We start from the raw sequence: 23,032 nt of genomic DNA on the forward strand, positions 1-23,032 counted from the left end.
AAAGGGGGAATTTTTATGGAGTCAGATATTTGTGGTGATATTAGAAATTGAAAGTGTTTATATGGAGTTATGTTATTAAAGGGGGATTTCCCTACACAAGAAGGAGACGATTTAATGAATAAGTTATCAAGAAAAGATTTATTGTTAGTTGGTTTGATGTTATTTTCTTTATTCTTTGGAGCAGGAAATTTAATTTTTCCACCGTTTTTAGGTCAGTCAGCGGGGGTTAATACATGGATATCGATGCTTGGTTTTTTTATTACAGCTGTAGGATTTCCGGTTCTTGGAGTTGTGGCAGTTGCAAAATCTAAGGGGCTATATAATTTAGCAAATCGTGTGAATCCTGTTTTTGCGTCAGTTTTTACTGTATTAATTTATTTATCAATTGGTCCTGGACTTGGGATTCCACGTGCAGGAAGTTTACCGTTTGAAATGGCAGTCTCACCTTATTTACCAGAGTATTTCTCGGTTGCATTAGCGCGTTTATTATTTACAGCAGTTTTCTTTGTTATTGCGTATTGGTTATCCTTAACGCCAACAAAGTTAGTAGATCGAATGGGGAAAGTTTTGACACCAACCTTATTAATCTTAATTTCTTTGATTGTTTTAGGGGCTATTTTAAAACCACTAGGAACTTACGGAGTTGCAACAGGTAATTATAAAAGTTCTGCGTTTGTTCAAGGGTTTTTAGATGGATACTTAACTATGGATACGATCGCAGCATTAAATTTTGGAATTGTGATTGCATTAGCAATTAAGTCAAAAGGACTAGAAGATGAAAAAGCGATTGTCAGTACAACGGTTAAAGCAGGAATTTTTGCCGGAATTTTATTAATTTTAATTTATTCAATTCTAGGCCATTTAGGTGCGATGAGTGGGGGCTTATACGGAGCGACTGAAAATGGAGCTCAAACATTAACTAATGTCATGACTTATATCTTTGGTCAACCGGGAGCGATTCTTTTAGCCATTGTCTTTACATTAGCTTGTTTAACAACATGTGTTGGATTAATTACATCTTGTGGACAATATTTTGCAACGTTAACACCTAAATTAACTTATCAACATTGGGCGGCTATTTTATCGTTAGTGAGCATGGTGTTAGCGAATATGGGATTAAATCAAATTTTAGGAATCTCAGTTCCAATCTTAAATGCTATCTATCCAGTTGCCATTATGCTAATCATCTTAGCCATGGTCAATCGCGTTATCAATGGAAGCCGTGCTGTCTATAGCTTAACTATTTTATTCACCGCCACAATTAGTATTTTAGATGCTTTAGGCCAAGTTGGGTTACAGTTTGGATTTGTTTCGACGCTATTAAAAAAATTACCTCTTTATGAACAAGGATTAGGATGGGTAATTCCAGCCCTTCTTGGATTGGTTATCGGGGGTTTATATGAGTTTATATCGAGTAAACAAACAGAATCAGTTTCAGACTATTTAGCAGAATAATAAGTGAGGAGGCCATGCCTCCTTTTAAATTTAACAAAAATTCCCCCTCCTTTTTACATGGTCTATTTTGTGGTATATTGATAGTAGGTGAAGAATTAGGAGGGAATAACTATTGAAATGTAAACACTGTGATTTCGAGAACTTAGATCAGGCTACGTATTGTAGTGGATGTGGAAAGCCATTAAATGAATCTAATGATGTCGTGACACAATCTAAAAATTTTGAAACGAAAAATAGACGAATTTTAATTAGCGTTATGAGTATATTAGGAATAGGGTTAGCAATGATCATCGCATGGATGATTCTTAGACCCAATCAACTTGAACTTGCAAAAGAAGCCTATCAATCAGATGATTTAACAGCTTACGAAAATGTTGAAAGTAAGCTTTCAAAAGAACAAAAAACTGAATTTGATGCATACCTGATTGAAGAAGCTCAATCAATTTTAGATGCTTTTAAATCAGATGGATTATTTTATAAAGAAGCTGTTCGTCGACTTGAAAAAATTAAGTTATATGTTATTCAAACAGATGAAGTCAATACCATTATGACTCAATTAGAATCGTTAAATAGTTCACGCCAAGCATATAATGAAGGAAAGTCATGGATTGAGGCAAAAGAGTGGGACAATGCTAAAGCTTCATTTGAAGCCGTATTACCATTAGATCCAAATTACGATTTTGCACTTCGTTATTTAGAATCGATTCAAAGATGGCAACTACAAGAAATAGGAGCAAAGGCATTAGATTATCTAGAACAAGAAGACTATGAGAAAGCCGTGAATGAAATTATGAAAGGCTTAGAAATTGATCCAACTAATGAAACGTTATTGAATATTAAACAAACAATTCAAGATGCGTTAAACACTCCTCCAGTTATTGAAGAGGCACCACAGGAGCAACCTAAAGGATTAGGAGAAATGATTAAAGACGGACTTCAAGCAATTGGAGATGGAATCAAATCGTTCTTTGATGGTAGCTGGCTTGAAAATTAAAGATGAAAAATAGCATGATCTAAAAGCTTTAGAATTTTGTTACAATACTTATATTAAAAAATCCCTTCTCAAAAATAGAGAAGGGATTTTTTAATATAAGTCCAGATAAGTTTTTCACACTTGGAAAACTTTTAACTGGACTATAGTGATGCCTAAGGATCAAAAAGACTTCAGTACTGAGACTCATTTATAATAGTGAAATACATTTCTGTTTCTATATAGAATAACTCTTATCTTGGTTATTTAATACTCATTAAATGTCTGATAATATTCAATTCGATTATATTTTGGGTCGTCTGATTGGAAATGGATATATATTGGTGCAGAGTTGAATTGTGGATAAACGGTAAAGAGATAGGGGTCTCCATATTTAATAGCTTTGAGTGCGGTAGGTAGTTCCTTAATAAATATTTCATTTCGGCGTGCGGTAGATTTTGTCCCGTCTTCACCGTCTAATCGAACATAAACATAAAAATAATAGTTTTGAAAGTCTTTTGTTGTCCATTCTCCAAGTACTTCATCACGCATAGCAGTTAATTTATCGTAAGCATAGTCAGAGCTAATGACTAGAAATAGGTCGCCTGTTTCATCGGAATGCGTTAATGTGTATCGTCTAGGATTTAATTGATTTAAATTGCGTAATTGATAGTTAATCCACAGTTTATCTGGGGTAAAATTACGCATTATATCGCCTCCAATATAGATTTCAATCTAACTTTTACATCTACTTGCTGAGTAAATCGAAGCATAGTAGTCAGTTATCCTGAGTTTACTCATCGCAAATCACAACTCTTTGTTACAGTTCGAAAAGAATGCAGTCAATTTTTCAATTCTATCTTTTCTTCACTTGAGAGAGTTAAGCAGGATTTTCAATCTTTTAGATGGCTCTAACTGAATGTAAGTGAAGTTTAGACCATCTTATCCAGACAAAGTTATTCTTACTTGGTTTTTAAGTATAGAATAACTTTGTCTGGGGTGAATTAATCTAGCTTCGAGTCCCATCCAGACTATAAAGTCTCTCAATTGTACACTGACAAAACCGTGTCAGCGACAATTGAATAAGACTTTTACGTTTGGATAACCGGGACTCTCAGCTTTTTTGATAATACATTATATGCGATTGACTCATAGTATGATTTTAAATATCCATAATAAAGTTGAAATGGAGGTCATATTATGAGTCAATTTTATAAGTTAAATGAGTTAAAAGAAGCAAAGCAATTAATTGCAAACAATCCTAGGTTTCGTACGGTTTGTTTTAATTTTGAAGTTGGAAAGGGACTTCCAAAGCATAGCCATAACGGATATGCAACGATTCATGTTATTAAAGGTGAAATCAGCATGAGTTTTAGTAATGGTGAAAGCTATGAGTTGAATAGTGGTGACTTTTTAGAGTTTGATGCTCGTATTGAACATGATGTTTTAGCAACGCTAGAAAGTCAGGTATTAGTTACAATTTCTGCATCATTAGAATAATAAGGAAATGATTATGAAGAAAATCATCCTACTATTTTTGATGGTAATGATTCAATCTTACTCAGTGTTGGCCCAGTCAGCGGTTGTTGCGATGACTGAGAATCAAGTCGTCATGATTAATTTAGAAAACAATAAGACTACTATCTTGAATCAAGGGGATAAATTTCTTAAACCTCTTATATCAGAAAGTAAATCGTATGTTGCCTATCAAGATGAAAAATCCAATTTATATATATCGTCACTTGTTAATAATGAAGAAATGTTAATTAAAGTGGAGGGTGTTAAAGATTATATCTGGCATGAAAATCAGTTAATCTTCTCAAAGAATGAAGGGAATGTGTATCAATTTAATCTAGAGACTCATGAATTTTCACTCTTTCTTGAAAGAGCAGGGTATGTATACGATGAATTGAAGATGAATAATCAGGGCGTCCTATTTGCGAAGAAATATGCTATTGTGCCTGATTATAATTGGCCGATTGGGATTGTAGAATATGATTCAAAGAGTCTTGATGAATCAATTTTAATTGGTTATGAACCTGTGACGAAAACATCGATTGGTTTTAACCCTTCAATTGCAAAACTCTCTTCAGATGGAAAGTTGATCTATATTTGGTGTAAGCCAAATTCAGGATCAATCACAGCAGATGGTGTTAATTTAGGGATGTATGATACGTCTAATGATACATTTATAAAATTTAATCAGATTACAATGCTAGTTTATCTCGACAATTTAGCGATTAATCCGATATCCAATGATGTGGTCGCCCTTATAGAAGGTGAAGGCCGAGTTATGAATGAGAATAAGCATCTCTATTTTTTTAAGGTTAAAAGTCAAGAAATGATTCCAATATTATCAAATGAAATGACAGCCATGAGTCCTATATTTTCATTTGATGGTTCTAAGTTATATTATTCAGCGGGATTAGAAGTACCGAAAGAATATAAACCATTTGAACTTGGCAGTAATCATCTTTATGTCTATGATTTAACCACTAAGAAATCAACACAACTAACCCAAAGTAAAAAAACTTTTGATTTTTATCCACAAGAAATTGAAAATAATGAGTTAGTGTTTCTACAATTTGTAGGGAAAGATAAATTAAACTTAGTACGACGATTAGCCGATGGAAAAGAAGTCACATTACTTGAAAATTTAAACACGAATTTTCAATATTATGGTCATTTAGAAGGAAATCAAATTTTAGATGTAAAAAAATAAAACGCAAGACGTGATTCCGTCTTGCGTTTTATTCTGTTTCATAGCCCCCATCATTGATTCCATCTAAATCATATATCTTGGTGTAAAAGTAGGGGATTCTAGCAGCAATGAATATAAATAGGAAGGTAGCTTTGATATGACAAGAATTCATTATAGAAACTATATATAATTAAAATGAGAGAAGCGGATTAGGATAATCTTGATTTTATATGATATTTTTAGAATCATTTTTAAACCCCTTGATTTAGAAAACGATTTCAATTAAAATAGAAGTATGATGAAATTGGTATATACCATTTTAAATTGTCATATAAGTAAACACTGAAAGAGGCGGATAAATAGTGAAGAAAGTGGATAAGAACTCAAAAGTTCCACTTCATATTCAGCTCTCTTCTATTATTAAAGAGATGATTGAAACAGAAGAATTAAAAGAGGGAAGTTTTTTAATGTCTGAACGAGACATTTGTAAGCATCAAGAAATTAGTAGAATGACTGTTAACAAAGCGATTTTAAGTTTAGTCAATGAAGGACTTTTAAATCGTCATCAAGGTAAAGGAACATTTGTAGCATATAAAAAGAAAAAACATCGATATCAAAAGTTAGAAGGTTTTACAGAAATCATGACTAAACGAGGATATCAAGTTGAAAATGAATTGCTTGTGTTTAATCTAGATACTTATTCTAAAAATGTAAGAGAGAAGTTAAATTTATTAAACTTAGATTCGTTAGTTTATAAGATTAAACGTCTCCGTTCAATCGACAACGATCCATTCATTCTTGAGACTGTATATATTAATCAAGATATGTGTCCGGATTTAACAGAAAACTTAATAAAAGAAAACTCATTATATCAACTATATAAGGAAAGGTATCAGCATAAGATTGTAAGGGCGGAGCAAGTGATTACGCCTGTTATGATTACTAAAGAGCAAGCCGGTTTATTACAGTGTGAAATTAATACTTTAGCACTTAAAATTGACCGTGTTGTTTATACAGAGTTTGAGGAAGTGATGGAGTATACATCGTCTATTTTCCTAACGGATAAACATGAGTTTGAAGTTGTATTGAATGAAAATTAATAAAAGAGGTGGAGTATGTACGCAATAGTAAACGGAAAGATTATTATGCCAGATAAAGTTCTTGAAAATAAAGTTTTAGTTTTTAATAAACAAATTGTCGAAATTAGTGATGAAGTTCCTGCTAATCATGAGGTGATTGATGCAAGAGGGAATTATGTTGCACCGGGACTTATTGATGTTCATGTTCATGGAAGTTGTGGAGCTGATACGATGGATCAAAGTGTAGAGGCTATTCAAACGATTAGTGAAGGGATTGTTAAGAATGGTGTGACATCTTTTTTACCGACAACAATGACGATGAGCCCTGAGGATATTTATGGAGCATTAAAAGTGGTTCGTGAATGTATGAGTAAAGAATTTGATGGAGCAAAAGTTATGGGAGCCCATATGGAAGGTCCATTTATTAATGCCATTTATAAGGGGGCTCAACCGGAACAATATATTGTAAAGCCAAGTTATAAATTTATTGAGGATTATACGGATGTTATTAAATTAGTTTCATACGCTCCGGAGATGGACGATGATTATTCATTTACAAAGGAAGTAAAAGACAAAACTGATATTACGTTATCGATTGGTCATACAAATGCAACTTATGATCAGGCGATGGAAGCTATAGATTATGGAGTATCTCATGTGACACATTTATTTAATGCCATGACACCACTCAATCATCGTGAGCCAGGAGTTGTCGGAGCAGCTTTAACAAGCAATTGTTATTGCGAAATGATTGCTGACAAGATTCATATTAATAAAAGCTTATTCCAGTTTGTTTTAGATAATAAAGGTAAACATAAAGTTGTTTTAATTACGGACAGTATGAGAGCAGGTTGTATGAAAGACGGAAAATATGACCTTGGTGGACAAGATGTGTATGTTAAAGATGGAGCGGCACGACTTGAAAGTGGAAGCTTGGCAGGTAGTGTTTTAACATTGAATAAGGCAGTTTATAACTTCTTACAAAATACGAATGCTACGATTAATGAGGCAATTCATATGGCTTCTTTAAATCCAGCCACATCAATTGGAATTGATGATTATAAAGGAAGTTTACATGTGGGAAAAGATGCGGATATCTCAATCTTTGATGAGGAAATGAACTGTCACTTAGCAATTTCAGAAGGTCGTATTATTTTTAATCATTTAGCGTAGAGGGGTGTTAATGATGAGAATTTTAGTATGTGAAAATTATGATGAAATGAGCAAAAAAGCAGCACAAATGATTTTAAGTCAAATTACATTAAAACCAAATTCTGTTTTAGGGTTAGCAACAGGAAGTACGCCAATTGGGATGTATGGAAATTTGGTTAAAATGTATCAAAGTGGTGTATTAGATTTTTCAGAAGTCCAAACTTTTAACTTAGATGAATATTATGGACTTCCTGAAAGCAATGATCAAAGCTATCATTATTTTATGAATGAACATCTATTTAAGCATGTGAATATTTTAAAGGAAAATATTCATATTCCAAATGGGATGGCTTCAGATATTGAAGCGGAATGTGCAAATTATGATGCAGCTATTGCAAACTCTGAAGGAATTGATATTCAGGTTCTTGGAATTGGAAACAATGCTCATATTGGATTTAATGAGCCAACGATTCTATTTGAAAAAGGAACTCATGTGGTAGAATTAGATGAATCAACAAGAGAAGCAAATGCTAGATTCTTTAATAGTTTAGAAGAGGTACCAAAGCAAGCTATTACAATGGGAACAGGATCAATTTTTAAAAGCCGAAAAATTATGTTACTGGCTTCAGGAGCAGGTAAGGCCAAAGCAATCTATGATACAGTGCATGGAAAAGTACGTCCGGAAGTTCCAGCTTCTATTTTACAATTCCACAGTGATATTGTTTTAATTTTAGATGCTGAGGCGGCGAGTTTACTTTCTGAAGAGGACTATAAACGATGTTAATAAAAAAGGGAGTATTTCAACAACGAAATACTCTCTTTTTTTCTATTAAATTATATAAAATATCATTTTTTTCTCTTTTTTTATAAAAAACACTTGAAATGGAAAACGATTTCATTTAAACTATAGATGCACAATTGGTATAGACCACTTAGAAAAGGCATTTTATCATAACCAGTTGATGGACAAATATTTTGCATAAAAATAATGATCTATGGATAGAGCTTATTATTTTTATCGATATCTTAATAAAGTGTAGGGGGAAGTAATATGATTAAGTTTTTACAACGCATTGGAAAATCACTGATGCTACCGATCGCCTGTTTACCAATTGCAGGATTAATGTTACGTCTTGGACAACCAGACGTTATTGAAGCATTAGGATCAGGAGCGTTTGTTGAAAATGTTCTACCGTATTTTGCAGCAGCTGGGTCTGCATTATTTAATAATTTACCACTATTATTTGCAGTAGGGGTTGCCGTAGGTTTATCAGATGATCAAAATGGTGCAGCTGGACTTGCAGGGGTCATTACTTACTTAACGTTAACAAATGTAACAGCAACATATTGGACAAATAACTATGCAGAGGCAGTGGCTGAAACATTAGATATTTCATTCTTAGGTGGTATCTTAGCTGGGGTTATTGCAGGATTATGTTATAACCGATTCCGTAATACTAAGTTACCAGAATTCTTAGCGTTTTTTGGGGGACGACGTTCAGTTCCAATTATGGCTGGTTTAATTTCATTTGTTGTTGCAATTCCATTAGCAATGATTTGGCCAACGATTCAAAATGCTTTATCGGATGCTTCAGTTGGAATTGCCGGAATGGGAGCCTTTGGTGTTGCAGGATTCATGTTCTTTAATCGTTTATTAATTCCAATGGGATTACACCATGTATTAAACTCATTCTTCTGGTTCCAATTAGGGGAATACAATGGAGTAACAGGTGACTTAAACCGCTTCTTTGAAGGAGATCCAACGGCTGGTCATTTTATGGCAGGATTCTTCCCAGTTATGATGTTTGGTTTACCTGCTTTAGCACTTGCAATCTACTTTGCAGCTAAAAAAGAAAAACGTAAAGCAGTGGGAGGAATGTTACTATCACTTGCTTTAACAGCTTTCTTAACAGGGGTAACAGAGCCACTAGAATTTTTATTTATTTTCTTATCACCAGTTTTATTAGTCGTGCATGCAGTACTTTCTGCAATTTCAGGATTTATTGTTGATTCATTAGGAATCTTACATGGATTTACATTCTCAGCAGGATTTATTGATTATGCAATTAACTTTAATTTTGCAACTAAACCACTATTAATCTTATTAGTTGGATTAGGAATGGCAGTTTTATACTTTGTAGTATTCTACTTCTTAATTACAAAATTAAACTTACCAACACCAGGTCGTGAAGAAGACGACGAGGAGTTCACTGAAAATACAGTAATTTCAGGAGATTATAATGAACTTGCTAAAAAATACATTGAAGGTTTAGGTGGAAGTCAAAACTTAGTTAAAATCGATAACTGTGCAACACGCCTTCGTCTAGAAGTAAAAGATGCTACATTAGTACAGGATAAAGCATTAAAAGCAATTGGAGCACGCGGAGTTGTTAGATTAAGTAAAACAAATGTTCAAATCATTGTTGGAACAAATGTAGAATTCGTTGCAGATGCAATGAAAGCATTAGTTTAATATCAAAAAAAGGAGTCGAATATCGGACTCCTTTTTTATATATAATCAGAAAATAACCCGACGTATTTTATACAATCAAGAGTAGGATCTTTAGAATGAAGAAAAAGATAAATGGATGAATCTAATAACTGCTCATGTTGAGAAAAAAAAGAACAATCTCCGTATTTGATAGCTTTGATTAAACGAGGAAGCTCCGCAATTAAAGCATCAATAGGGTTTAAATTTTTAGTTGGATGAATGAAATCAACATCGATATAAATATAATACAGATATTTTTTTTCATCATAAGTTGTCCATTCACCTAATAATTTAAATTCACTAGAAATTAAATGTTGATACATGAATTCATGGTTGATACAAAGAAATAAGTCTGAGATATTAGGATCATGTACTAATGTGTATCGTCTAGGAATAATTTGATTAAAATTATTTAATTCATCATTAATCCAAATATAATCAGATGTAGCTTCATTCATCTATATGCCCCCTTTTAATATAATTTATGAGAGAATATAGGTGAGCGGAACATGTAAGGGAGGATATTTATGCTAGAAATTATTGCAATGACATTAGAAGATGCAAAAACAATTGAAGAATGTGGAGCTGATCGAATTGAACTAGTTAGTGCCTTAACAGAAGGGGGATTGACGCCAAGCTACGCTATTATTGAGAGTGTTGTGAAAAGTGTGAAAATTCCAGTCAATGTCATGGTTAGGCATCATGCTAAAAGTTTTAATTATAGTAATGAGGAAGTAGATTTAATGATTCGGGATATCGAAATCATTAAATCATTGGGCGCAAATGGGATTGTTCTTGGACTATTAGATGGTCAAAATCAGATTGAGGAACAACAACTTAAACAACTTTTAAATGTTTGTAATGGATTAGAAGTTACGTTTCATAAAGCCATAGATGAAACAAATGTACTTGAAAGTGTTCAGACATTATCTAAATATCCACAGATTACAAATATTTTAACGGCAGGGGGACTGAATCATATTACGAAGAATGGCGATGTGATTAAACAAATGATTGCCAAGTCAGGACACATTAACGTTTTATTAGGAGGAGGACTAACTCTTGATAATTTCAATTTGATAAAAACAGAGACAGGGGCTACAGACTTCCACTTTGGAACAGCAGTTAGAATAAACAAATCTCCATTTGGTGAAATTGATAAACAAGAGCTTTTGAGATTAGTTAATTTAGCCAAAAAATAGCATACTTTTAGATATTTTTTTATACAAAGAGTTAGTTATACGTTAAAATATAAGGTAATCATTTGTAAATAAGGTTCGGAGGATACGTTATGTTTTTAACAATTGGAGAAAAAATTCGTCAAGTACGTAAACAGTATGGATTAAAACAAGTTGCCTTTGAATCGTTTGGATTTTCACGTAACTATATTAGTATGTTAGAAACAAATAAAAGATCTTTAAATGAAGAAATGAAACAACTCATGTATGATGCATTAGATCAATTAACAAATGGATTGTTTAAAGAGAATTATACGTATGAACAATTTTGTTTAACACCAGAACAACAAGCAGAAATTTGGTTAGAGGAACATTGCACGTTAGAGTACGGTCTAAGTGATTATGAGATATTTAATGAAGTTGCGACAAAATATGAATTATTTCAACCACTTATTAATTTGAATGAGAAAATAGCAATTCATTATTACACTACTCGTGATCATCAGAGATCAAATGAATACTTTTTAAAGGCTATTTCATATTGTAATCAAACGGATATCAACCCAGCTAAATATTATAATTTGGTTGGAGTAAACTTTAATCAGCTGGGGCAGTATAAAGATGCCATTGCACAATATAAGATAGCTAGTTATTTCTTATCAGAAGAGACAGGAAGTCTTAAATATAAAAATTTATATGATATGTCTACTAGTTATTTGTATGATGGAGATTGTGAACAAAGCTTAATTTATATTGATGAAATAATGAATCAGAATGAAGATATAATGGCAAAAGGTTCATCATATTTATTAAAAGGGATGATTTTACAAAAACAAAATAAGGATGAAGAGGCCAAAAAAATATTATTAGAGTTCATTGAAAATCCATTTTGTCCTCCAATTTTAGGACATGCTTATCATAATCTAGCCTATTTAGAATACAATAATGGATTTTATGAAGAAGCTTTAAAATATTTAGATTTATCATTGAAGTATAGAGAGAACTATTCACATAACAGTGTGACTAACTCTATAGTAGGTGAAATTAATTATCGATTGAAAAAATATGAAGAAGCTAAATCAATTTTTAATGAAATTAAAAGAGATATTTTTACAAGTGCTCATATGGACCAAAAAGAGGATTTTATTACATGGGGACTTCAAATGTATCTTGATTTAAAGGATTTTGATTCAATTAAATCTTTATTTGAAGAAGTAAAATAGTTAATCAAACAAGCATTAGCTATTCCCTCAACTTTATTGTTGATGGAAAAACAACTTTATAAAACAATTATTAACGAGAGTTTAATTAAACCAGATAAAGTGTTACAGTATACTTCATTAATAAAATCTCTATGATGGAAAATGTCACAGATTTCGACAAAAATCTGTGACATTTTTTAAATTCAAAATTTGTGGGAAACTAAGTATAATAGAGCTTGTGAGATGAAGTGATGAGTAAATTAATTAGAGGTTTTTTATTTATTAAAGAAACTTAGGGGTAAGTTTTTGGGTTAGTGTTATGTTATTCAATTAGTCGTTTATTTATTTCTCTTAACTAGTGGGACAGATAAGAGCAATAATATTCAATAGGATTAAACAGGTTAGTAGAGCAGGAATAGAAAGTAAATAAACTAGTTTCTTTTTGCTTTCGCTACTGTTATGGAATATAGTGACAAGACAGATTAATACTAAATCAATTGTTAAAAAGAGGGTTATTACATTGTGTGAGATTTTTAGGTCCCAAATACCAGGAATAAAGAACTCCATCAAGGTTAAAAGGGTGATAATAAGAATTCCCCATAAACTTTTAGATAAATCTAATTCGTGTGATTCATTATTGCGACAAGAAAAATATACACATTGAACTAAAACTACTGAGGTAAATAAGTAAGGACTTAATAAAAAAAGTTGATAAATATACTCTATGATAAACTGAAAATTCAATAGTTAACACACCCTTTCATTAATTTTTATGTAAGCTAAATTTTTGATATGATAACTATTTTAAGCACCAAAAAAGCAGGAAACTCCCTGCCTAAAGTAATTGCGATTTAAAAAATGATTCTGTTGACTCAAATAATAATGCTAAGTAATTAAGAGTCTCAAATCCATGACTTGCACCGGTGATTGTAATGAGTTGTGCTCGATTATTGTAGTATTTCAAATATTCATAAGAAGTCTCGATTGGAACAGTTAAATCTTTATCCCCATGAACTAATAAAACAGATCCTTCAAATTTCTGTGCCGTTTCATAAACGTGTAAGTTAATATCTTGAGTGAAGAATTTCATACCGACTTGTAGAGTTCCCCATGGAAGATAACCAGATTCCTTTATCTCTTCCGTTATTTGTTTTCCAAGTAAAAATCCATTTCTAGCCATGTCAGGAATAAAACCAGCGGGTGCCCATAAGCAAAGTGACTGAATATCATGTGGACGAAGTCCTGCTAATAGACTAGCAACGCAGCCACCCATACTCATTCCAAGAACACCAATACGCTTTGAGTCAATATACTCAAGTGAGCGAACATAATTTAAAATAGCATGGGCATCTTCAAGTTCGGTACTTACAGACATATCTGAGAAATCACCGTCGCTTTCACCACTTCCCATAAAATCAAAGCGATAAACTGCAATACCAGCAGTCTCTAATCGTTTAGCCAATCTTACGAAGCTAAATCCAAATTCACAACGATTAGCTGTGAAACCATGAAATAAAATTATAGCTGGAATAGAAGAACTTATTTGATTAGGAAGGTGTTCAGTCCCACGTAAAACAAATCCATCTCTTACAAACTCAATAGCTTTCATCATTTAAAAATCCCCCCCTAGTATGATTACTAAACTTACTATACCACGAAGGCAATGAATAGTTAAGTAAACGTTTTTATTATTATTGAGAAGTATAAATAAAAGACTATAATAAAATAAAGGAGGATGAAATATGAAGTATCCGGTTGGATTTATTGGTAGTGGTAATATGGCGATGGCGATGTTAAAAGGATTATTGAAATCTGAATTAATATTATCAAATGATATTTTGATGTCTAATCCTAGCCAGACAAAAGTTAATCGATTTGTTGAAGATTATAAAATAAATGGGACAACTTCAAACCAAGATGTTGCAAATTTATGTCAAATTGTTATTTTAGCAGTTAAGCCATATTTATATCCCGCTATTATTGATGAAATTAAAGAAAGTATTCATAAAGAAACCATTATTGTGAGTATTGCAGCAGGACCAACACTTCAAATGATTGAGGACTATTTTCAAAAAAGTATTAAGGTAGTTCGTACAATGCCAAACACACCAGCACAAGTCGGTGAAGCGATGTCAGCAATTATACCAAATCGCAATGTTACAGAAAATGAGTTAAATCAAGTGATTGCTATTTTTAATAGTTTTGGAAAATGTGAAGTGGTGTCTGAAGTATTAATTGATTCCGTTATTGCTGTGAGTGGATCATCACCTGCTTATGTTTATATGATGATTGAAGCAATGGCTGATGCTGCTGTTTTACAAGGGATGCCACGAAATCTTGCTTACGAATTTGCTGCACAAGCAGTGCTTGGAGCGGCGAAAATGGTACTAGAAACAGGGATGCATCCAGGGGGATTAAAAGATCAAGTTTGTTCACCAGGTGGCACAACAATTGAGGCAGTTGCTAAATTAGAACAAGAGGGATTTAGAGCAAGTATTATGAATGCTATGGAAGCTTGTGCAAAGAAATCTAAAAAAATGAGTAAATAAAAAAGACACGCTTTAAAACTAGCGTGTCTTTATAGGCTATTTATATAATTTATCTTCTTTTTTCTCAAATTTTTTTTCCTCATGATGTTGTTCTTTATGATGAATTTCCATTTCATGAATTTTTTCTTTAATACTCATTAAGGCCATCTCATTTTTAAAAATTTATTATAGTTAGCTCTCTATAGTGTATTTATTAAAAAAATATAAAATAGAAATTTTATTGGATAGTTACATAAATTTACACTTGCAAAAGAATAGAATATAGTTTATGATTTAATTAATTAAAAAATAAATAGGTTTTAGATAGAGGTGCGGTAACTAAGAGTACTATTGAAGAGTGAAGACGTAGACGCAATAGGAAAGGAGTTCTCGCCGAAGCCTATCATCGATACTTTAAGGTGATAGAGCTGGTGTTATGTAAAATATACTTAACACTGTCACAAAATATTTTGTGGTGAGCTATCATTTAAGATGAATGCATTGTATATCGATTAAATGATATATTAAAATTCAAAGTCTTGAGTGATTTGCTCAAGGCTTTTTTTTATTAAAGCCAACCATAAAAATTGTGGAGGGCTATCATTTGAGCATTCAAAAGTAAACGCACGTTATGTGATTATTTCTGAAAAGTCTTGAGTGATACTCAAGACTTTTTTTATTGTGAAGCTCTTGCACCTCATACCATCCAAGAAAAGATGGGGACAATGCTTTATTGGATGTTAAAAACCTGAAGGGAGATTAATATATGTTAAGTCTTAGAAGAGCCAGAAGTATTGAAACTGAGGCAGGTGCGAAAAAAGAGTTTAAAGTACCACATACGCTAGTTATTATTTCTTTTATCTTAGTCATCGTTGCCGTAGCAACATGGATATTACCAGCTGGGATGTATGAGCGAGTGGTTAATGATTTAGGTCGAACAGTCGTTGTGGATGGATCGTTCCAATACATCGAGCAATCACCGCAAGGATTATTTAGTTTATTACAAGCTCCATTAGAAGGAATTGTAGGAGCTTCAGAAATTATTGCCTTTTTATTTATCGTAAGTGGAGCAATTGCTATTATTACAAAAACACGTGCAATTGATGCTGGAATTACAAGTGCCGTTAAATCGTTCCATGGAAAAGAGATGTTAATGATTCCGTTTATTATGGGATTATTCTCATTAGGTGGCGCAGTTTTTGGAATGACGGAAGAGGCAATTCCATTTATTGCAATGTTGATTCCACTTTGTTTAGCTTTAGGTTATGACAGTATTATGGCGATGGCTATTTCTTATGTTGGATGTATTGTTGGTTTTGCTACAGCAATGATTAATCCATTCTCAGTAGGGGTTGCTCAAAGTATTGCAAATGTTCAAGCTGGATCAGGTGTGGGATTCCGTACTCTAATTTGGGCAGTTACAACTTTAGCATCTATTCTATTCTTAATGTGGTATGGTCGTCGTATCAAACGTAATCCAGAATTAAGTCCCGTTTATGAAATTGATCAGTCACGTCGTGAAGCATTAAAAGAATCAACTGAAGAACATATCGAGTTTACAGTAAGACATAAAATTATTTTATCTTCGATTTTAGTTTGTTTAGCTGGAATTGTCGTTGGAGTACTAAAATTTGATTTTGCTATTCCAGAAATCGCGGCTTTATTCTTAGCTACAGGAATCGTGGCAGGATTTATTGGACGTTTAAGTTTTGATGATATGGCAACATCGTTTGTAAGTGGAGCAAAAGATATGATTGGAGCAGCTATTGTGGTTGGATTTGCTCGTGGAATCGTGATTCTTGCACAAGATGGTCAAATTATTGATACAATTCTTTACCAATTATCAAACTTCATCGGTCAATTACCTTCGTTAATTGCGGGATATGTCATGTTCTTTGTTCAAATGTTTATTAACTTCTTTATTTCATCAGGTTCAGGACAAGCAGCTTTAACAATGCCGATTATGGCGCCACTTGGTGAGTTAGTTGGAATTACACCGCAAACATCAATTTTAATTTTCCAATTTGGTGATGGATTCTCAAATGCGATTTTCCCAACAAGTGCAGTCTTAATGGCTTGTTTAGGGGTAGCAGGTATCCCATGGTCAAAATGGATTAAATGGATTTTACCACTACAAGTTATCTTTGGAGTAATTGCTATTATCTTTATTACAATTGCTATTTTAATGGGTTGGTCATAATATTAATTTTGCTAGGCATTTTCTTTATAGAGAATGCCTAGTAAACTATAGTTGAACTTAAAATGAAAAATGAATTAGAATAAGAAGAAATCTATCAATAGATTTTTGTATACAGGAGGGGCATTATGAAAGAACAATTATTGCAAATTAGTGAAGAGCTTAAACAAAGATTATGGGAAATGAGTGACTATATTCATGATCATCCTGAGCTTGGAAACCAAGAGTTCGAAGCTGTAAATACATTAACTTCATTTTTAAAAGAACATAATTTTTCAGTTGAAGTAGGTGTTGCAGGATTAGAAACAGCATTTACAGCGGTTTACGATAGTAAAAAACCTGGATTATCTGTCGCTTATTTATGTGAGTATGATGCATTACCTGATTTAGGTCATGGATGCGGTCATAATATGATTGGTGTAATGAGTGCTGGAGCAGGGGTTTTATTGAGTAAAATTATCGATGAAGTTGGTGGAAAAGTTTATGTTTTTGGAACGCCAGCTGAAGAAACAAATGGCGCTAAAGTAACCATGGCTGAGGCAGGATTATTTAATGAGATGGATGCTGTTATGATGGTTCATCCGGATGGATATACAACAGAAAGTGGAACATCTTTAGCAATGGAAGCTTTACAATTTGATTACACAGGACGTCCTTCTCATGCAGCAGCGAGCCCAGAGAATGGAATCAACGCTTTAAATGCTATTATTCAATTATTTAATGGAATTGATGCATTACGCCAACATGTTAAATCAGATGTTCGTATGCATGGGATCATTACAAATGGTGGGGTAGCAGCGAATATTGTACCAGAACATGCCACAGCACAATTTTATATTCGTGCAGCAACGAAAGAATACTTAGCAGTTGTTAAAGAAAAAGTTTTAAACATTGCACAAGGTGCTGCTTTAATAACAGGAACAACAGTAGAGATTAGTAACTATGAATTATCTTATGATGATTTAAAAACGAATCAAGTATTATCAAATGCATTTAATGAAAATTTACGTCAACTTGGAATCACAGATATTCATCCAGCTAAAAAGGAAACTGGATCAGTCGATATCGGAAATATTAGTAACATTTGTCCAACGATTCATCCCTATATTGGAATTGGTGATTGTAAGATTGTTGGACACTCACAACAAATGGTTGATGCAACCGTTACAAGTCTTGCACATGAACGTCTAGTCATTGCAGCATTAGCTTTAGCATATACAGGATATGACGTGTTAAGCGAATCAATTAAATTAAAATAAAATACTTTTATAGGCCACCTCATCTCGTTAATAGGATAGGTGGCTTTTTTACAAAAATTACTTAAATATAGGCGAATATAAGCTACTTTTTTAGCCTAATAATAGTATATAATAGAGTTATAATTTAGTATGAAATAACAATAATAGGAGGAGTTATGAAGATTAATTGGGATAAAAAATATACTACCATTGCGATATATGCTTTTATTGTCATTTGTTTCAGTATTGTTTTTGCTAACATTATATCAAAATTAGATGCTTTTACAGGAAAGATGAGCCAAATAATGGCCGTTTTTCAACCATTTATTATTGGTTTTATCATCGCTTACTTAATTAATTTTATCTTGAAATTTTATGAGGATAGAGTCTTTAAGAAGTTTATTAAAGGTTCAAAAAAATCTCTGCGTGGGGTAGCAGTTATATTATCATATTTAACTGCAAGTTTAATTTTTTATGTCTTTATTCAATTCGTGGTTCCACAATTAGTCGAAAGTATTACAGGGTTAGTTAATGACATTCCAAGATATCTATATGATATGAAAGTAATACTCGAACAGACGTTAAATGAGACGGATATTAGTCCAGAATACATGACGTTAATCAATGATAAATTAACAGAAATTACGAACTGGGTGCTCCAATTAGTCACAAATCTTCTACCAATTATCGGTGGAATCGTCATGGCTTTTGCATCGAGTGTATGGAATATTATTTTAGGAATTATCATTTCGGTTTATTTACTGGTTGATAAAGAAAAGTTCTTTGCACTTGGAAAGAAAGTAGTCGTTGCATTATTTAATGATAAACATGCAAATATTATCTTAAATCTTGCTAATCGCACTAATTTGACATTTGGAAAATTTATTGGTGGAAAGATTATTGACTCAGCTATTATTGGAGTTTTAACCTTTATAATCTTAACAATCTTTAAAATGCCATATTCATTATTAATCTCTGTTATTATTGGAATGACGAATATTATTCCATTCTTTGGACCATTTATTGGAGCTATTCCATCAGCGATTATTATTTTATTCATTTCGCCAATTAAGGCAGTATGGTTCGGGATTATTATCCTTGTGATTCAACAAATTGATGGGAATATTATTGGACCTAAAATTTTGGGTGACTCAATCGGAATTTCAGCTTTCTGGATTTTATTCGCTATCTTAGTTGCAGGGAAACTATTTGGATTAGTTGGAATGATTATTGGAGTTCCAATGTTTGCACTAATTTATTCAATCGTTAAAGATGTCATTGAAATTCGTTTAAGTAAAAAGGGATTACCGACAGACACAACAGAATATTTATAATATAAAAAGGAACTATCTTAAATTAAAGATAGTTCCTTTTTATATTTTTAAAATCAATGAGTAGAAATTTAGAAAGAAAGGGAAACTATTAGCAACGAATAAAATTTGTAAAATAGGAGTTGTCTATCTAAAATGGTTAAAAAAAGTATTCTCTTTCTGTTTATTTTATTCATGACTTTTACAACAATATCAACGACTCATGCAATGAGCAATGATATTGTCAATATTCCAGATCAAAGTTTGAAAATCGCTTTAAATGAAGCATTAGGGAACTCGAGTGAAAGTGATATAACGAAAAAACAATTATCAACATTGAAGGTAGCAAATTTAAATGGTAAAGGAATTTCTAATTTAGAAGGATTACAGTATGCAACTAATTTGACGTTACTTAGACTGCAAGATAATCAAATATCCGACTTGTCCCCATTAACGAATTTAAGCAAGCTTAATTACCTTATTTTAACCAATAACAAAATTCAAGATATCTCGGCTCTCTCTCATTTAGTTAATTTAAGTTTATTAAATATTGCGAGTAATGAGATAAGGGATTTAGGTCCTTTATCTAATCTAGATGAATTAGTTTATTTGTACCTAGCTGATAATAACCTTTATGATATGACTCCTGTCACAGAGATGGAGGATTTAGAGATTATTGATTTTTCTAATAATCACGTGAAAGATATTAGTCGGTTTAAAAGTTTAGCTCAGTATTTGTATGGATGGGGCCATGAACAGACTATCGATTTAGGAGAATATTCTGTGAAAAAAGGGGATACATTAAAAATAAAAAATCCTATTTTAGATTTTAATGGTCCTGTTGGAAAAGTAAATGTTGAAGATGGTTATTATGATTTGAAAACAGATGAAGTAGTATGGGAGAATATTCAAGAAAGCCAAGATCTAAAGTTTACTTTTTCAGAAATAGCCTCTTCATCTGATGGGGTAGAAATTGAGTTTGATGGAACAGTTTTTCTTCATGTTAATCTAGATTTAGGACAAACTCCCATCATAAGTGGAGCAACTGATTTAACCTTGAGTGTTGGGACCCCTTTTAATTCATTAGAAGGTGTTACAGCTTATGATGCAGAAGATGATGATTTGACATCTCAAATTCAAGTTAGGGGAATGGTAGATATTAATATAGTTGGACGATATGAACTGATTTATTCAGTGATGGATTCTAGTGGAAATACGACGACGGTTACGAGAATCATTTCGGTATTGCCATCAAGTAGTATCATCAATGAACTTCCAGTCATTCAAGCTAGGGATAAAATTATTAAAGTTGGTGATGCATTTGATCCATCAGAAGGTGTTACTGCGTATGATATTGAAGATGGAAATTTAACTTCTGAAATCAAAATTATTGAAAATAATGTGAATGCATCTGTTTCAGGTACGTATCATATCACGTATCAGGTTAGTGATCGTGATGGAGCATTGGTCACGAATTCTGTTACAATTACTGTCATGAATCAGGTTACACCCAACACAGGATTTAATAGCTGGCTCCTTCTTGGTATCGGAGTTGTATTATGTACAGGTGGAATAGTTTTAAATAGAAGAAAAGAAAATTAGCATAAAAAATAGCTCTACTTTTGGCGTAGAGCTATTTTTTATGTTTTCGTTCATGGTCAATAAGCCATTGTTTTCGATCAAGTCCCCCTACATAGCCTGTTAAAGATTGATTAGCACCAATGACTCGATGACAGGGGATAACAATTCCAATCTTATTCTTATTATTTGCATTTCCAACAGCACGACACGCTTTAGGGTTATTAATTGAATCTGCAACATCTTTGTAGCTTACCAAACTCCCATAAGGAATCTCTGATAAAGCATTCCAAACTGACTTTTGAAATTCGGTTCCCTCTAATACACAATCAAGCTCGAATTTCACTCGCTCACCTTTAAAATATTCATCAAGTTGAATCAAAGTTTTCTTAAGAATTTCAGGTTGCACTGTTGTCTCTTGAATCTTATCCACAAACCACAATTCACGTAAAAAATGCTCATCTGTTATTATTTCAATTAAGCCAATAGGTGACTCATAATAACCAATAAATTTACTCATACTTCATCAAAACCTCCTCATATCGTGAATGTTCATTCACTGTGTTTCGAGGATTTTAAATCCTTTATTAACATAAAAACTAGTTGATTTCACATTATCTTTATAAATGCAGAGGCTTAGACGATTTATAATTGAAATAAGTGATTAAAACATGGAAAATTAAGAAAATAATCATAGGAATAATTGCTAAAAAATTACGAAGTAGGATAGCTCCTAATATAAAATAGATAACAGGAACAATGGACATGGCTAATAAAATAGTCAATGTTTTACGCCCTAAAAATAATAATCCCCACAGGAGATAATAAAAAATTAAAAATAGAGCTATAATAGACACTAAACTCATAGAAATTACAGGCTGATTGATAGGCTCAAAGAAAATTAACAAACCAATAAAAATAAATTGGGCATCATGTTCAATCATATCAAGTGTTCTATGTGAATTAGGAGACGTTTCAGAACCGAATTTTTCTAAAAATATAAAATATAAAACATTAGGTAACATGGGTAGTAAAACAAGAAGAAATCCTCCCATAGAAAAATTAAATGATAGATTCATTTTTAACTCCTTTAGTTGTGGTTATTTAGAAAAGTATTTATCAATTTGATGCATCATAGATTCTTTATTTTCATTAAACTGTTTAAAACGGTGACCGTTAGCTCCTGAAGGGTGTGGAAATCCCTTTAGGATGTGCGATTCATTTATTAAACCTTCTTGTGCTAAATAAAGTAGAACTTCTTCAACACTTTTCCCAAGAGGAATAATTAAAACAGGATCGAGTTTATTTAATTCAGTTATAAAGTTATCTTTTACATAGGACATCAACATAGGCGATTTTAATAGATTAGGTGTATGACCTGTATAATTTTTTCCTTTTACAAATACAGAATAAGGGATAAGCGATATTGTATGAAGAAGATCATCATGCTCTTCAAACAGTTCAGAAGCGTTAGTTATCCCCAATTTATCAGTTAAGTTTAATTGATTAAGAAATTGAATTAAATTTTGACGTAGGCTCCCACTAAAACGACCTGCTTTTTTACAACGATATTGAATTTCATCAAGTGATAGATTTTCTTCAAAACAGCTTCTAGCTTCAGAGATAGCCCTTGACATCTGTTCAAATCCAGGTGTAATTCCTACAATAAAAATCTTTGCTTGAGGATTTAAATATTCATTATGAGGAGCATAATAGATTTCAACAGCCCCCTGTTGTTCAATTAAAAAATCAGGCGTTAACAACTCCTCTTTCGTATACTTCTTTTTTAGGGGTAAAACTTTAATTACATTAGTAAATTGTTTTAGGTTATATTTCATTACTAAATCTCCTTTTATTCTTTTTAAATACTTCCTTACATAAACTAGCAAAAGTAGGGGTGGTGCTAGTATAGTTTTATGGACACATTTAAGTTAAGTCGTTAAAATAGACTTA

At 32.4% G+C, this 23,032-nt stretch carries 21 protein-coding genes and 1 riboswitch; of the genes, 15 read left to right on the top strand and 6 right to left on the bottom strand.

Going from position 1 to position 23,032, the window contains the following annotated elements; translation table 11 throughout:
- The first annotated feature begins 114 nt into the window (after positions 1-114).
- Both brnQ and QWC74_RS04705 read left to right on the top strand, forming a co-directional pair.
- On the top strand, positions 115-1,455 hold the full coding sequence (gene brnQ, locus QWC74_RS04700; protein ID WP_040763839.1) for a branched-chain amino acid transport system II carrier protein: 1,341 nt from the start codon (positions 115-117) through the stop codon (positions 1,453-1,455).
- Between the two features lie 112 nt (positions 1,456-1,567).
- The gene (locus QWC74_RS04705) at positions 1,568-2,449 is read left to right on the top strand and encodes a zinc ribbon domain-containing protein (RefSeq protein ID WP_006784064.1); all 882 of its coding nucleotides are present in this window, start codon (positions 1,568-1,570) and stop codon (positions 2,447-2,449) included.
- A 243-nt stretch (positions 2,450-2,692) separates the two neighbouring features.
- Here the strand turns inward: QWC74_RS04705 and QWC74_RS04710 are convergent, their stop codons facing one another.
- Positions 2,693-3,133, bottom strand: coding sequence for a staygreen family protein (locus tag QWC74_RS04710; protein ID WP_006785656.1), 441 nt, complete (start codon positions 3,131-3,133; stop codon positions 2,693-2,695).
- Positions 3,134-3,625: 492 nt separating this feature from the next.
- On the opposite strand from QWC74_RS04710, the gene QWC74_RS04715 reads away from it, so the two are divergent.
- The 6 genes from QWC74_RS04715 (at position 3,626) to nagE (ending at position 9,830) form a co-directional block, all read left to right on the top strand.
- The gene (locus QWC74_RS04715) at positions 3,626-3,925 is read left to right on the top strand and encodes a cupin domain-containing protein (protein WP_006785657.1); all 300 of its coding nucleotides are present in this window, start codon (positions 3,626-3,628) and stop codon (positions 3,923-3,925) included.
- 13 nt (positions 3,926-3,938) lie between these two features.
- Positions 3,939-5,147 (top strand): hypothetical protein, encoded by a 1,209-nt coding sequence (locus tag QWC74_RS04720; RefSeq protein ID WP_006785658.1) that lies wholly within the window; start codon positions 3,939-3,941, stop codon positions 5,145-5,147.
- Between the two features lie 341 nt (positions 5,148-5,488).
- A complete protein-coding gene (locus QWC74_RS04725; protein ID WP_006785659.1) occupies positions 5,489-6,226 on the top strand; it encodes a GntR family transcriptional regulator in 738 nt (245 codons plus the stop codon).
- Positions 6,227-6,241: 15 nt separating this feature from the next.
- Entirely contained in the window at positions 6,242-7,378 is a 1,137-nt protein-coding gene (gene nagA / locus QWC74_RS04730; protein WP_006785660.1) for an N-acetylglucosamine-6-phosphate deacetylase, read from the top strand.
- A 13-nt stretch (positions 7,379-7,391) separates the two neighbouring features.
- On the top strand, positions 7,392-8,141 hold the full coding sequence (nagB, locus tag QWC74_RS04735; protein WP_039931082.1) for a glucosamine-6-phosphate deaminase: 750 nt from the start codon (positions 7,392-7,394) through the stop codon (positions 8,139-8,141).
- Between the two features lie 267 nt (positions 8,142-8,408).
- Positions 8,409-9,830: an N-acetylglucosamine-specific PTS transporter subunit IIBC gene (gene nagE / locus QWC74_RS04740; RefSeq protein WP_006785662.1), complete on the top strand. Its 1,422-nt coding sequence runs from the start codon at positions 8,409-8,411 to the stop codon at positions 9,828-9,830.
- Positions 9,831-9,865: 35 nt separating this feature from the next.
- Here nagE and QWC74_RS04745 read toward each other — a convergent pair whose 3' ends face one another.
- Positions 9,866-10,306 (bottom strand): staygreen family protein, encoded by a 441-nt coding sequence (locus tag QWC74_RS04745; protein ID WP_006785663.1) that lies wholly within the window; start codon positions 10,304-10,306, stop codon positions 9,866-9,868.
- Positions 10,307-10,375: 69 nt separating this feature from the next.
- Between QWC74_RS04745 and QWC74_RS04750 the strand changes: the two genes are divergently transcribed.
- Together QWC74_RS04750 and QWC74_RS04755 are read left to right on the top strand one after the other, a co-directional pair.
- On the top strand, positions 10,376-11,050 hold the full coding sequence (locus QWC74_RS04750) for a copper homeostasis protein CutC (protein WP_006785664.1): 675 nt from the start codon (positions 10,376-10,378) through the stop codon (positions 11,048-11,050).
- 89 nt (positions 11,051-11,139) lie between these two features.
- Positions 11,140-12,249, top strand: coding sequence for a tetratricopeptide repeat protein (locus QWC74_RS04755; RefSeq protein ID WP_006785665.1), 1,110 nt, complete (start codon positions 11,140-11,142; stop codon positions 12,247-12,249).
- An 814-nt stretch (positions 12,250-13,063) separates the two neighbouring features.
- On the opposite strand, the gene QWC74_RS04760 is transcribed toward QWC74_RS04755, so the two are convergent.
- Positions 13,064-13,840: an alpha/beta hydrolase gene (locus tag QWC74_RS04760; protein WP_006785666.1), complete on the bottom strand. Its 777-nt coding sequence runs from the start codon at positions 13,838-13,840 to the stop codon at positions 13,064-13,066.
- Between the two features lie 130 nt (positions 13,841-13,970).
- On the opposite strand from QWC74_RS04760, the gene proC reads away from it, so the two are divergent.
- From proC to QWC74_RS04785, 5 genes are all read left to right on the top strand, one after another.
- Positions 13,971-14,777: a pyrroline-5-carboxylate reductase gene (gene proC / locus QWC74_RS04765; RefSeq protein ID WP_006785667.1), complete on the top strand. Its 807-nt coding sequence runs from the start codon at positions 13,971-13,973 to the stop codon at positions 14,775-14,777.
- A gap of 296 nt (positions 14,778-15,073) precedes the next feature.
- Positions 15,074-15,247: riboswitch (Lysine riboswitch) on the top strand.
- Positions 15,248-15,522: 275 nt separating this feature from the next.
- Positions 15,523-16,956, top strand: a complete 1,434-nt coding sequence (locus QWC74_RS04770) for a YfcC family protein (RefSeq protein ID WP_006785668.1) — start codon at positions 15,523-15,525, stop codon at positions 16,954-16,956.
- A gap of 125 nt (positions 16,957-17,081) precedes the next feature.
- Positions 17,082-18,212, top strand: coding sequence for a M20 family metallopeptidase (locus QWC74_RS04775; RefSeq protein WP_006785669.1), 1,131 nt, complete (start codon positions 17,082-17,084; stop codon positions 18,210-18,212).
- Positions 18,213-18,367: 155 nt separating this feature from the next.
- A complete protein-coding gene (locus QWC74_RS04780) occupies positions 18,368-19,525 on the top strand; it encodes an AI-2E family transporter (RefSeq protein WP_006785670.1) in 1,158 nt (385 codons plus the stop codon).
- A gap of 132 nt (positions 19,526-19,657) precedes the next feature.
- Complete coding sequence (locus QWC74_RS04785) at positions 19,658-21,103, top strand: immunoglobulin-like domain-containing protein (RefSeq protein ID WP_006785671.1); 1,446 nt, start codon at positions 19,658-19,660, stop codon at positions 21,101-21,103.
- A 31-nt stretch (positions 21,104-21,134) separates the two neighbouring features.
- On the opposite strand, the gene QWC74_RS04790 is transcribed toward QWC74_RS04785, so the two are convergent.
- The 3 genes from QWC74_RS04790 to QWC74_RS04800 all read right to left on the bottom strand — a co-directional run bounded on the left by QWC74_RS04790 (position 21,135) and on the right by QWC74_RS04800 (position 22,917).
- Entirely contained in the window at positions 21,135-21,599 is a 465-nt protein-coding gene (locus QWC74_RS04790; protein WP_129821259.1) for a methylated-DNA--[protein]-cysteine S-methyltransferase, read from the bottom strand.
- A 100-nt stretch (positions 21,600-21,699) separates the two neighbouring features.
- Positions 21,700-22,158, bottom strand: coding sequence for a hypothetical protein (locus tag QWC74_RS04795; RefSeq protein WP_006785673.1), 459 nt, complete (start codon positions 22,156-22,158; stop codon positions 21,700-21,702).
- Between the two features lie 21 nt (positions 22,159-22,179).
- Entirely contained in the window at positions 22,180-22,917 is a 738-nt protein-coding gene (locus QWC74_RS04800; protein ID WP_006785674.1) for a uracil-DNA glycosylase family protein, read from the bottom strand.
- Positions 22,918-23,032 lie beyond the last annotated feature (115 nt).

It is taken from the genome of uncultured Turicibacter sp., from assembly GCF_938044715.1.
Classification (GTDB): domain Bacteria; phylum Bacillota_I; class Bacilli_A; order MOL361; family Turicibacteraceae; genus Turicibacter; species Turicibacter sanguinis.

Excerpts from the sequence above, each read along its gene's own strand:
- QWC74_RS04710 (WP_006785656.1), bottom strand. The coding sequence starts at position 3,133 with ATGCGTAATTTTACCCCAGATAAACTGTGGATTAACTATCAATTACGC.
- nagA (WP_006785660.1), top strand. The coding sequence starts at position 6,242 with ATGTACGCAATAGTAAACGGAAAGATTATTATGCCAGATAAAGTTCTT.
- QWC74_RS04770 (WP_006785668.1), top strand. The coding sequence starts at position 15,523 with ATGTTAAGTCTTAGAAGAGCCAGAAGTATTGAAACTGAGGCAGGTGCG.
- nagB (WP_039931082.1), top strand. The coding sequence starts at position 7,392 with ATGAGAATTTTAGTATGTGAAAATTATGATGAAATGAGCAAAAAAGCA.
- QWC74_RS04780 (WP_006785670.1), top strand. The coding sequence starts at position 18,368 with ATGAAGATTAATTGGGATAAAAAATATACTACCATTGCGATATATGCT.
- QWC74_RS04795 (WP_006785673.1), bottom strand. The coding sequence starts at position 22,158 with ATGAATCTATCATTTAATTTTTCTATGGGAGGATTTCTTCTTGTTTTA.
- QWC74_RS04775 (WP_006785669.1), top strand. The coding sequence starts at position 17,082 with ATGAAAGAACAATTATTGCAAATTAGTGAAGAGCTTAAACAAAGATTA.
- QWC74_RS04785 (WP_006785671.1), top strand. The coding sequence starts at position 19,658 with ATGGTTAAAAAAAGTATTCTCTTTCTGTTTATTTTATTCATGACTTTT.
- QWC74_RS04715 (WP_006785657.1), top strand. The coding sequence starts at position 3,626 with ATGAGTCAATTTTATAAGTTAAATGAGTTAAAAGAAGCAAAGCAATTA.
- proC (WP_006785667.1), top strand. The coding sequence starts at position 13,971 with ATGAAGTATCCGGTTGGATTTATTGGTAGTGGTAATATGGCGATGGCG.
- nagE (WP_006785662.1), top strand. The coding sequence starts at position 8,409 with ATGATTAAGTTTTTACAACGCATTGGAAAATCACTGATGCTACCGATC.
- QWC74_RS04720 (WP_006785658.1), top strand. The coding sequence starts at position 3,939 with ATGAAGAAAATCATCCTACTATTTTTGATGGTAATGATTCAATCTTAC.
- QWC74_RS04760 (WP_006785666.1), bottom strand. The coding sequence starts at position 13,840 with ATGATGAAAGCTATTGAGTTTGTAAGAGATGGATTTGTTTTACGTGGG.
- QWC74_RS04755 (WP_006785665.1), top strand. The coding sequence starts at position 11,140 with ATGTTTTTAACAATTGGAGAAAAAATTCGTCAAGTACGTAAACAGTAT.
- QWC74_RS04800 (WP_006785674.1), bottom strand. The coding sequence starts at position 22,917 with ATGAAATATAACCTAAAACAATTTACTAATGTAATTAAAGTTTTACCC.
- QWC74_RS04790 (WP_129821259.1), bottom strand. The coding sequence starts at position 21,599 with ATGAGTAAATTTATTGGTTATTATGAGTCACCTATTGGCTTAATTGAA.
- QWC74_RS04745 (WP_006785663.1), bottom strand. The coding sequence starts at position 10,306 with ATGAATGAAGCTACATCTGATTATATTTGGATTAATGATGAATTAAAT.
- QWC74_RS04750 (WP_006785664.1), top strand. The coding sequence starts at position 10,376 with ATGCTAGAAATTATTGCAATGACATTAGAAGATGCAAAAACAATTGAA.
- brnQ (WP_040763839.1), top strand. The coding sequence starts at position 115 with ATGAATAAGTTATCAAGAAAAGATTTATTGTTAGTTGGTTTGATGTTA.